At 63.4% G+C, this 7,350-nt stretch carries 6 protein-coding genes; 1 reads left to right on the forward strand and 5 read right to left on the reverse strand.

All coding sequences use genetic code 11. From position 1 onward, the window contains the following. Positions 1 to 480 precede the first annotated feature (480 nt). The 4 genes from OSJ75_RS15165 to OSJ75_RS15180 form a co-directional block, all read right to left on the reverse strand. The gene (locus OSJ75_RS15165; RefSeq protein ID WP_267228625.1) at positions 481 to 2,526 is read right to left on the reverse strand and encodes an acetyl/propionyl/methylcrotonyl-CoA carboxylase subunit alpha; all 2,046 of its coding nucleotides are present in this window, start codon (positions 2,524 to 2,526) and stop codon (positions 481 to 483) included. Positions 2,527 to 2,606: 80 nt separating this feature from the next. After that, positions 2,607 to 4,214 carry a carboxyl transferase domain-containing protein gene (locus tag OSJ75_RS15170; RefSeq protein WP_250014579.1) on the reverse strand — a complete coding sequence of 536 codons (1,608 nt, stop codon included), beginning with the start codon at positions 4,212 to 4,214 and terminating at the stop codon, positions 2,607 to 2,609. A gap of 93 nt (positions 4,215 to 4,307) precedes the next feature. Continuing rightward, positions 4,308 to 5,471 carry an isovaleryl-CoA dehydrogenase gene (locus OSJ75_RS15175; RefSeq protein WP_267228626.1) on the reverse strand — a complete coding sequence of 388 codons (1,164 nt, stop codon included), beginning with the start codon at positions 5,469 to 5,471 and terminating at the stop codon, positions 4,308 to 4,310. Beyond that, the gene (locus OSJ75_RS15180) at positions 5,437 to 6,093 is read right to left on the reverse strand and encodes a TetR/AcrR family transcriptional regulator (RefSeq protein ID WP_267228627.1); all 657 of its coding nucleotides are present in this window, start codon (positions 6,091 to 6,093) and stop codon (positions 5,437 to 5,439) included. Before OSJ75_RS15180 ends, OSJ75_RS15175 begins: the two co-directional genes overlap by 35 nt. 206 nt (positions 6,094 to 6,299) lie before the next feature. Here OSJ75_RS15180 and OSJ75_RS15185 point away from each other — a divergent pair, with 206 nt between their 5' ends. Continuing rightward, positions 6,300 to 6,821, forward strand: coding sequence for a hypothetical protein (locus tag OSJ75_RS15185; RefSeq protein ID WP_267228628.1), 522 nt, complete (start codon positions 6,300 to 6,302; stop codon positions 6,819 to 6,821). 45 nt (positions 6,822 to 6,866) lie between these two features. Here the strand turns inward: OSJ75_RS15185 and OSJ75_RS15190 are convergent. After that, a partial coding sequence (locus OSJ75_RS15190; protein ID WP_267228629.1) for a hypothetical protein occupies positions 6,867 to 7,350 on the reverse strand: 484 nt, incomplete at its 5' end.

The raw sequence follows: 7,350 nt of genomic DNA on the forward strand, positions 1-7,350 counted from the left end.
TACTGACGCGCTGAAGACCGCCCGTCTCCCCCCATTTCAATGACCAGACGCGATTTCGCGGGCGTGGTGAGGATTTTGCTTATTCTGCATCTCCAACAAGAGATTGCACCCCACCTCCCTCATGCTGAGCCTGTCGAAGCACGCACTATTTTGATGCAACCAAACAAGGGACTGCACAAACGTTGCTGCGCCCTTCGACAGGCTCAGGATGAGGGAGAGTAGAGTTTTGCAGGGTTCTGGTTCTGCAAGGCTTCAAACCCAAGCTCCCAACCCTACCGCCATCAAATCAATCCCCTCATGCTGAGCCAACCTCCCTCATGCTGAGCTTGTCGAAGCACGCACTATTTTGATGCAACCAAAAAAGGGACTGCACCACCGTTGCTGCGCCCTTCGACAGGCTCAGGATGAGGGAAATTGGTTTGATTGCAAGGAGGTGGTTCTGCAAGGCTTCAAACCCAAGCTCCCAACCCTCCCGCCACCTTATTCGGCGAAGCGCACCAGTGCGGCGTTCTCCTTCACCTGCGTGTTTTCAGCGACGATCTCCAGGATCTTGCCGTCATGCGGCGCGGTGATCGTGTGCTCCATCTTCATCGCCTCGAGCACCAGCAGGATCTGGCCCTTGCGCACCGTATCGCCGCTCGTGGCGCGCACCGATTTGACCAGCCCCGGCATCGGCGCGTTCAGCCTGTCGCCCGCATGGGCGGCCTCCTCGGCCAGCAGGAACGGATCGGCCAGCGCGAAGCTTGCCACCGTACCGCCGGAAAGCACTGCGATGCCGTTTGGAACGGCCACAGTTTTCGCCCGCATGTTCACATGCCCGCCGGCCACATGCCTGCCGACCACATGCCAATGCGGCCCGTCGCGGCGCACGCGCAGTTCGGTCGTGCCATCGGGCCCGTCCATGCCGAAATGCCCGGCGCCGCCGGTTGTCGGTCGCCCGCTTCCCCCGATCCCGCCTCCAATGATCCTGACATTGTGGCGCTCGACGCCGGTTTCCGTCTTGAGCAGCACCGGATAGGACTGCGTGCCGAGATTGCTGTAGCCGCGAAGGTCCGACCACGGGTCGCCGCCGGGCGCAGGCTCCAGCAGGCCGCTTGCCGCCAATATGGCGAGTTCCCGCGCGCCCTCCGGCGCTGCGGCGCGGGTGATCAGGCTGTCGACATTCCTGTCGATCAGGCCCGTATCGACATCGCCCGCGACGAAGTCGGCCTGGGCGGCGAGCGCGGCGAGGAACCCCGCATTGGTGATGGTGCCGGCGATCTCGGTGTGGAGCAGCGCATCGCTCATCGTTGCCAGCGCTTCGCTGCGCGAGGCGGCGCGCACCACGATCTTGGCGATCATCGGGTCGTAGAACGGCGATATTTCATCGCCGCTGCGCACGCCGGTTTCAATGCGGATGGCGCCGCTGCCGGCGGCCTCAGGGAAGGCGATATGGTGCAGCGTGCCGACGGCCGGCAGGAAGCTGCGGGCCGGGTCTTCCGCATAGAGACGCGCCTCGACAGCATGGCCGTCGAGCCTGATCTGCGCCTGTGAAAGCGGCAGGGCCTCGCCGGCCGCGACGCGCAATTGCCACTCCACCAGATCGAGCCCGGTGACCATCTCGGTCACGGGATGCTCCACCTGCAGGCGCGTGTTCATTTCCATGAACCAGAAGCGGTCCGGCTGCAGGCCCTCGGTCGCGTCGACGATGAATTCTATCGTGCCGGCGCCGGAATAGCTGATGGCGCGGGCGGCCTTCACGGCGGCGCCGGTCATCGCCGCGCGCATCTCGTCGGTGATGCCCGGGGCGGGCGCTTCCTCGATCACCTTCTGGTGCCGCCGCTGCAGCGAGCAGTCGCGCTCGAAGAGATGCACCACATTGCCGTGATTGTCGCCGAAGACCTGCACTTCGATATGGCGCGGCTTGGCGATATATTTCTCCACCAGCACGCGATCGTCGCCGAAGGCGCTCTTGGCCTCGCGGCGGGCGCTGCCCAGCGCCTCGGCGAAATCATCGGGATCGTCCACCTTGCGCATGCCCTTGCCGCCACCGCCGGCGCGCGCCTTGATCAGCACCGGATAGCCGATCTCCCTTGCCTTGGAGGCGAGCACCACCAGTTCCTGCGCCTCGCCGTGATAGCCCGGGACGACCGGCACGCCGGCCTTTTCCATCAGCCGCTTGGCGGCGTCCTTCAACCCCATGGCCCTGATCGCTTCCGCCGAAGGGCCGATGAAGACGAGGCCGGCCTTGGTGACCGCATCGACGAAACCGGGATTCTCGGACAGGAACCCGTAGCCGGGGTGGATGGCGTCGGCGCCCGTGTGCAATGCCGCCTCGATGATCTTGTCGGCCCGCAAATAGCTGTCGGTGACCGGGGCAGGGCCGATATTGACCGCCTCGTCCGCCATGGCCACGTGCAGCGCCTTCGCATCGGCATCCGAATAGACCGCGACGGTGGCGATCCCCATCCTCTGCGCCGTGCGCATGATCCGGCAGGCGATCTCGCCGCGATTGGCGACCAGGATCTTCGAGAAGCTTGTTGTCATTGTCGGTCTCTCTCCTTGGACATCGGGCTTGCTGCGCCATTGGCGGAAAGCCCGAAGGAAGTGGTATGTCGCGGGTCCCGTTACATCCTGAACGTGCCGAAGCGCGTGGCTTGCGGCGCGGCGTTCAGGGCGGCGGAGAGCGAAAGCGCCAGCACCTCGCGGCTCTTCGCCGGGTCGATTATGCCGTCGTCCCAGAGCCGTGCCGAGGAATAGAGCGGGTGGCCCTCGCGCTCGTATTTTTCGAGGATCGGTGCGCGGAAGGCGGCTTCCTCCTCGGCCGACCACGTGCCGCCCTTGCGCTCCATGCCCTCGCGCTTCACCAGCGCCAGCACCGTTGCCGCCTGTTCGCCGCCCATGACCGAAATGCGCGCATTCGGCCACATCCACAGGAAGCGCGGCGAGAAGGCGCGTCCGCACATGCCGTAATTGCCCGCGCCGAACGAGCCGCCGACGATCATCGTCACCTTCGGCACCCTGGCGGTGGCGACCGCCGTGACCAGCTTGGCGCCATCCTTGGCGATGCCGCGCGCCTCGTAGGAGCGGCCGACCATGAAGCCGGTGATATTCTGCAGGAACACCAGCGGAATGCCGCGTTGCACGCAAAGCTCGATGAAATGCGTGCCTTTCAGCGCGCTTTCGGAAAAGAGCACGCCATTATTGGCGATGATGCCGACGGGCATGCCGTAGAGATGGGCGAAGCCGGTGACGAGCGTTGCGCCGTAATTCTTCTTGAACTCGTCGAATTCGGAGCCGTCGACGATGCGGGCGATCAGCTCGCGCACGTCATAGGGCTGGCGCAGGTCGGTCGGGACGATGCCATAGAGCTCGTCCTGATCGTAAAGCGGCGGAATCGGTTTGCGAAGGTCGAGCGCTATCTCCTTCTTGCGATTGAGGTTTCCGACGATGCGCCGCGCCTGCATCAGCGCATGGACGTCATCCACCGCATAATGGTCGGCGACGCCGGATTCGCGCGTGTGCAGGTCGGCGCCGCCAAGCTCCTCGGCGGTGACGTCCTCGCCCGTCGCGGCCTTGACCAGCGGCGGGCCGCCGAGGAAGATCGTCGCCTGGTTCTTCACCATGATCGTCTCTTCCGACATGGCCGGCACATAGGCGCCGCCCGCCGTGCACGATCCCATGACGACGGCGATCTGCGGTATGCCCGCCGCCGACATGTTGGCCTGATTGTAGAAGATGCGGCCGAAATGTTCCCTGTCGGGAAACACCTCGTCCTGGTTCGGCAGATTGGCGCCGCCGGAATCGACGAGGTAGAGGCAGGGCAGGTTGTTTTCGAGCGCGATTTCCTGCGCCCGCAAATGCTTCTTCACGGTGAGGGGATAATAGGTGCCGCCCTTCACCGTGGCGTCGTTGACGATGATCATCACCTCCTTGCCGGAGACGCGGCCAATGCCGGCGATGAGCCCCGCCGCGGCGATGCTGTCGCCATACATGCCCCAGGCGGCGAACTGGCCGATCTCCAGGAAGGGCGAGCCCGCATCCAGCAATTGCGCCAGCCTCTCGCGCGGCAGCAGCTTGCCGCGGGCCGTATGCCGCTGGCGCGCCTCCTCCGAACCGCCGAGCTCGACCTCTGCCGCCGTTTCGCGGATCTCGGCGACCAGCGCCCGCATCCGCGCCGCATTCTCGGAGAAGGTCTCGGTGGAAGTGGAGATTTGCGAGGTGAGAATGGTCATTCTGATTCCTTGCCTGATTCCTGTGGGCTGATTCCTGTGGGCTATTTCCTGTGGGATTTTCCCGATAGCGGCCGGCCGGGAAAATCTTTCGTCTCAGGCGCTTTCCCCGAATATTTCGCGGCCGATCAGCATGCGGCGGATTTCGCTGGTGCCGGCGCCGATCTCGTAGAGCTTGGCGTCGCGAAGCAGGCGCCCGGTCGGATAATCATTGATATAGCCGTTGCCGCCAAGGGCCTGGATGGCTTCGAGCGCGCACCATGTGGCCTTTTCCGCCGCATAAAGGATGCAGCCGGCCGCATCCTTGCGCGTGGTCTCGCCGCGATCGCAGGCGGCGGCGACGGCATAGACATAGGCGCGCGACGCGTTCATCGTCGTGTACATGTCGGCAAGCTTGCCCTGCATCAGCTGGAACTCGCCGATCGGCTGGCCGAACTGCCTGCGCTCATGCACATAGGGCACGACGACATCGAGACAGGCGGCCATGATGCCGAGCGGCCCGCCCGACAGCACCACGCGCTCGTAATCGAGCCCGGACATCAGGATCTTCACGCCCATGCCTTCCTCGCCGAGCACATTCTCGAACGGGATCTCGCAATCCTCGAAGACCAGCTCGCACGTATTGGAGCCGCGCATGCCGAGCTTGTCGAGCTTCTGCGCCGTGGTGAAGCCCTTGTGGCCCTTCTCGACCAGGAAGGCGGTTATGCCGCGCGAACCGGCGGCGGGGTCGCTCCTGGCATAGACCACCAGCGTATCCGCATCGGGGCCGTTGGTGATCCACATCTTGTTGCCGTTGAGCACATAGCGGTCGTTCTTCTTGTCGGCCCGCAATTTCATCGACACGACATCGGAACCGGCGCCGGGCTCGGACATGGCCAGCGCGCCGACATTCTCGCCCGAGCACAGTTTCGGCAGATAGCGCGCCTTCTGCGCTTCGCTGCCCCAGCGATTGATCTGGTTGACGCAGAGATTGGAATGGGCGCCATAGGACAGGCCGATGGATGCGGAAGCGCGGGAAATCTCCTCCATGGCGATCGTGTGGGCAAGATAGCCGAGCCCGGAGCCGCCGAATTGCGGATCGGCGGTCATGCCCAGGAGGCCGAGCGCGCCGAGTTCCTGCCACAGCTGCATGGGGAACTGGTTGTTCCTGTCGGTTTCCGCCGCCAGCGGCGCAATCCTCTCCTGTGCGAAGCGGTGCACGGTTTCGCGCAATGCCTCGATCTCGTCAGAGAATCCGAATCTTAGGCCCGACTGGTACATTTCTGCCTCCCGCTGCATCTGCATTGATCTTCTTGGCGCCAACAAGGCGCATGCCGAGATTGACGTAACCTTCGGCGATTTCCGTGACGGAAAGCCTGTCATCCTTGCGGAACCAGACATTGACCCCCGTCGTCATGGCGATGATCGCCCGCGCCGCCAGCGCTATGTCGTCGATGGCGAAATCGCCGCGCCCGACGCCCGCATCGAGAATGGCGCGCAGGCTGCCCTCATAGTCGGAACGCAGCGCCACGATGGTCGCGCGGTTCGCCGCATCGAGGCTGCGCAGCTCCATATTGGCGATGTGCACATCCTCGCGCCGCTCGATATGATAATGGATGTGGAAGCGGATGAAGGCCGCGAGCCGCCGCGCCGGTGCATCCTCGACCGGGTCCTCCGCCCGCCATGCGCCGAGCAGCCGCTCCATATGGCCCTGCATCAGCGAATGCAGCAGCTGCTGCTTGTTGGAATAATAGCGATAGAACGCCGCCGGCTGCACGCCGACCTCATCGGCCAGCCGGCGCATCGACATCGCCTCATAGCCGGTGCGGGCGATGAGCCGCTTTGCCGCGGCCTCGATCGCGCTGCGCGTCTTGCCGCCTTCGGAACCCGTGGTGCGTGCCATGAAGAATTAATAAAACGAACGTTCAATTAATTCAAGGCCCGCTGCCATCCGGTTCGCCGCGCCGACATCCGGGCAGGGAGGGTTTAGACGAAGGTATGGATGGTGTTGGCGTGCGGCGCACTATAGGCTCCGGGCATATTCGTCGCGCGGTCTATTCCGTGGTTTGTTTTATTCATTGGTTTGTTTCATTCATTGCAGGATCATCCATGTTGGACGCCCATATCGCCCGTTTTCTTTTGCTTTGCCTCGCTTTCGCAGCGATGCCGCTGGGTGGAGCGGCGGCGATGAGCATGAAGGAGTGCAGCGTTAAATATAAGGCCGCGCAGGTCGCCGGCGAGGTGCTGGGCTGGAAGGATTTCCGCAAGGCGAATTGCGGGGCTGCGCCCCCGGCTGATGGCGCGGATGGCGCGGATGGCGATGCCGCCACAACCGAAACCGTGGCCGGAGACGCGGAGAGTGGAAATTCCGGATCTGCGGGTGCTTCCGCTCCGGCGCTGGAGCACAAGGCGGCGGATTTGAGCTTTCCCACCGCCATTGCCGGGAAATTCGCCGGCGAGAAGCCATCGCAGGGGCGCATGCACACCTGCCTCGAAGAATATCACGCGCTGAAAAAGGCCGATCGCCTCGGCGGCACGCGCTGGATCGAGAAGGGCGGCGGCTATTACAAATTGTGCAATGCCCGGCTGAAGGACAAGCAAAAGGCCGACGCCGCGCCCGATGCCGGATGACCGTTCGCTTGCCTGTCGCCAACCGACTCGAACGGAGGTGCAATCTCACAGACCCCTGCCACCGATCCACTTTCTCTCATCCGGAGCGAACCTCAGCACGAGGGGTTTGATTTGATTGCAGGGCTCTAGTCCTGCAAGCTGCTCAGCATCTGCCAATGTCGCAGAACGACCGCCCTGCCAAACACCCACACCCCTCATGGTGAGCTTGTCGAAGCACGCACCATGCTGATGCAGCGCGCCAAAAAGGGATTGCATGAATGAAGCGCGTGCTTCGACGGGCTCAGCATGAGGGTAAATTGTTGTTTGCAGGAAAGCAGGGAGCCAGAGATGGAAACCTCGCAAAGCTATCACCGTGCCATTCTCCACCCCCTCATGCCGGGCCTCAACCTCCCTCATGCTGAGCTTGTCGAAGCACGCACTGTGCTGATGCAGCGCGCCAAAAAGGAGGGGGTTGCATGAATGAAGCGCGTGCTTCGACGGGCTCAGCATGAGGGTAAATTGTTGTTTGCAGGAAAGCAGGGAGCCAGAG

The sequence above is a fragment of the Phyllobacterium sp. 0TCS1.6A genome (assembly GCF_026420825.1).
Taxonomy (GTDB): Bacteria; Pseudomonadota; Alphaproteobacteria; order Rhizobiales; family Rhizobiaceae; genus Phyllobacterium.